7 protein-coding genes are annotated in these 2,908 nt (G+C 59.3%); all 7 read left to right on the forward strand.

Annotation, left to right across the window (positions count from 1 at the left end):
* The first annotated feature begins 144 nt into the window (after positions 1-144).
* Positions 145-291, forward strand: a complete 147-nt coding sequence (locus tag G6024_RS14460) for a hypothetical protein (protein ID WP_159149016.1) — start codon at positions 145-147, stop codon at positions 289-291.
* A gap of 241 nt (positions 292-532) precedes the next feature.
* On the forward strand, positions 533-898 hold the full coding sequence (locus G6024_RS14465) for a hypothetical protein (RefSeq protein WP_159149017.1): 366 nt from the start codon (positions 533-535) through the stop codon (positions 896-898).
* A 1-nt stretch (position 899) separates the two neighbouring features.
* On the forward strand, positions 900-1,721 hold the full coding sequence (locus G6024_RS14470) for a hypothetical protein (protein WP_182640402.1): 822 nt from the start codon (positions 900-902) through the stop codon (positions 1,719-1,721).
* Between the two features lie 11 nt (positions 1,722-1,732).
* On the forward strand, positions 1,733-1,924 hold the full coding sequence (locus tag G6024_RS14475; protein ID WP_159149019.1) for a hypothetical protein: 192 nt from the start codon (positions 1,733-1,735) through the stop codon (positions 1,922-1,924).
* A complete protein-coding gene (locus G6024_RS14480; RefSeq protein ID WP_159149020.1) occupies positions 1,924-2,331 on the forward strand; it encodes a hypothetical protein in 408 nt (135 codons plus the stop codon). Before G6024_RS14475 ends, G6024_RS14480 begins: the two co-directional genes overlap by 1 nt.
* Positions 2,328-2,555, forward strand: coding sequence for a hypothetical protein (locus G6024_RS14485; protein WP_159149021.1), 228 nt, complete (start codon positions 2,328-2,330; stop codon positions 2,553-2,555). The genes G6024_RS14480 and G6024_RS14485 overlap by 4 nt, the downstream gene beginning before the upstream one ends.
* A partial coding sequence (locus tag G6024_RS14490; protein WP_159149022.1) for a hypothetical protein occupies positions 2,552-2,908 on the forward strand: 357 nt, incomplete at its 3' end. The genes G6024_RS14485 and G6024_RS14490, both read left to right, overlap by 4 nt.

Here is a 2,908-nt window from a genome sequence, read left to right on the forward strand (position 1 = left end):
GCAGTGGCCACTTTAGCGGGAACACTCCAAGGAGTGCCACGCCTGCAATGGAGACATCTCCTGGTGTGAGGTCGTTCAAGATAGTTCATGTGTGGAAGTTGTCGGAAATATTTACGAGCATCCGCATCTTTTGGAGGCCGCCTCATGACCCTGCGAATCGAATTCTCAGACGAAGAGTCCATCCAGCTCTCCGCCCTCTACATCGACATCGCTGAAGGCGGTGAAGCCGGCGCACGGGCTGAGGCGGAGGTGGTGACGCTGCTGGCGGGGAAGTTGGGGGAAGCGATTTGAGCGACCTCGTCGTACTCCCATCGCCGGACCCGAAGCGCCAGCGCCTATATCGACATGGCGATCGCAAGTACAGCATCGTAAGACTGCCGGATATATACGGCTCTTACGCACCGCACGTCTGGGAGCTGGCAGAGCTGACAGCAGATGGTGAAGTCGATGTACTGGGGCGCTTCGAGACGGACTTTCAAGCTGTAGAGGCGATCAAGAGCCATAGAAGAACTAATCAACCGAAGGAGGTGATGTGAACGAGAAATTCCAACCAAACCAAGAACAACCGGAGCGTGACGAGAACGACGAGTGCCCACTATGTGGAGCGCACATAGCCAACCCCCACGATCCGAGCTGCCCGCGCTCACCGCAAGACTTCGAAGTCGAAGAGGTCTCCGACGATGCCACGCTCGAGGAGCGCATCAAGGACCACTTCCTACACCTGACAGATCGACAGCTCATCGCTCGCATGGAGCGCGCCAGTGATGAGACGAACCTGGACGACGAGACCTACGAGTTATGTCGCCGGATGGCTGAGCAGGGCAAGGACTGGCGATGGTCCGGGGGATTGTCGAACCCACACATCGAGATCATCGATCCAGGCGAGGGAGCCAAGTAGCGTGGCCGGCCGTCGCCGACCACCAGCGGAAGTGCCAGAGGCAGTTGCCAAGCTGACGCCCGCGGACCTGATGCACGAAGCCCTCACGCTCGAGCCAGGTGAACTCACAACGTACAACCGGGCATACCGGTACTCGATCCGGAACCAGATGCTCTTGCGAGCTCAAGGGGTCCGGGAACCGGTGGCATCTTTTGAGGGCTGGAAGGCCTTCTCAAGGCACGTGGTCAAGGGAGCCCGAGGCAAGTACATCTACCGCCCGATCACCGTGAAGTCCGAAGAGGTCGACCCGGAGACTGGGGAGCCGAAGCGCTTCACCAAGTTCAAGCCGGTACGAGGGGCCTTTGCCTACTCCGACACCGAAGGGGAACCGCTGCCGGAAGTCGAGCCCCGCGACTGGAGCCGCGAGCGAGCGCTTGGAGCGCTGGCGATCCACGAGGTCGCGTTCGATCAGATCGACGGAAACATGCAGGGCTATGCCTACGAGCGAAATCTGGCCGTCTCGCCGATAGCGCGGTATCCGCTGAAGACCACGGTGCACGAGATGGGCCACATTTGCATTGGTCATACCGTCCGTGAAGCACACGCCGAGTACTTGCAGCACCGCGGCGAAAAGGAGTTCCAGGCCGAGGCCACCGCGTACATCGTGCTCAACGAGCTCGACATGGCGGATCAGTTCGACCCGGCGGAGAGCCGCGCGTACATCAAGTCGTGGCTGCAGGACGAGGAGCCGACCCCGAAAGCGATCGGGCAGGTGTTCCAGGCGTCAGAAGAAATAATACGAGCCGGCAGGGAGCCGGAAGGAGGTGTAGATCAATGCCAGTAAGTGGTGACCAGATGAAGATGTTGGCTGAGGCTATAAACGAGGTCCAGAAGCGCGAAGGAGCGGATGCGGCCTACGTCTTTGGAATGCAGGCGCTCAACGATATGGAGCGTGATAACCGAAAATCTGTATCGGGAAGTTGGGTGGGATTACTTGTTTTGCTCGTAGGAATTGCCCTGTATTTAGAGATTGTGGGGGTGTGGTAGTGGCCGATCAAAAACAAGCGCGCACCGCACTGCGAACCGAAATAGGTATGCTGATAAGTCTTTACGAGAGCCACGTCTGTGTTACACACGACGATGATGACGACTGCTGCGGGTTCCAATCCGACTATGGAGAAGTATCGGCAAAAATTGAGACCCTGATCCATGCGGAACTTTCCACAGCCCTGGACCGCCTCACTGCCAAAATCCAGACCTACCGCGCCCGCAGCATCAACTCGTCGCAGGCATCGCTGCTCGACGCACTGGCTGACGACATCGCGGAGGAGCGGGAGAGGGTCCGAGGGGCCAAAGTCGCCACCGCGCAAGACCACGTAGACGCCGGACCTGGCTTCACGCACCATGATCATTCAGCTTGCTGTCCGTGTCCTTGTAGGAAGGGTGCCGCATGACCAAGATCCGCTGCACTAACTGCGAGAGCATCGGGCATCTCGAGCACTGGTGCGTCTATCCCAAGTCAGCGAGCAACGCGGCACCTCGCTTGCAGAGGGGTGACAGGCTTCAGCTTCAGAACTTCGGTCCGCTCGACCTGAGACTTTTCCTGGTCGATAGCGTTCGACCTGGTCGCGACGGCGTGAGTACAGAGATCTCGCTCAGCGAGGTCAAGCCGCTATGACCTCCCCCTACGACCCCAATCATCTCCGCCGGTGGTACCTCGAAAAGCAACTGCCCCAGGACCGCGCCAAGATCGACGCCGCTCACCACGCCGTCATCAACCGAGAGACCTCGCGAGCTTGCTACGTCCACTGGCTCTCCAAGACTGGCGAGATCCTGCACGAGTCCTGGGTGCCGAAGTCTGCGATCGAACTCAAAGCCCACGCCATGAAGCGCATCGCCGGCGAGAACGCACTCAAGACCGAGCTGCGCGAGTGGATGTGGGAGCGAGGAATCCCGTCAGACGGCACTGAGAGCATCCAGGAGCTCCAGAACGAAGTGCTCTGGAGTGTTCCCGCTAAAGTGGCCACTGCA

Origin of the sequence: Dietzia maris, assembly GCF_014144855.1 — a bacterium.
Lineage (GTDB): Bacteria > Actinomycetota > Actinomycetes > Mycobacteriales > Mycobacteriaceae > Dietzia > Dietzia kunjamensis.

Excerpts from the sequence above, each read along its gene's own strand:
- G6024_RS14460 (WP_159149016.1), top strand. The coding sequence starts at position 145 with ATGACCCTGCGAATCGAATTCTCAGACGAAGAGTCCATCCAGCTCTCC.
- G6024_RS14475 (WP_159149019.1), top strand. The coding sequence starts at position 1,733 with ATGAAGATGTTGGCTGAGGCTATAAACGAGGTCCAGAAGCGCGAAGGA.
- G6024_RS14485 (WP_159149021.1), top strand. The coding sequence starts at position 2,328 with ATGACCAAGATCCGCTGCACTAACTGCGAGAGCATCGGGCATCTCGAG.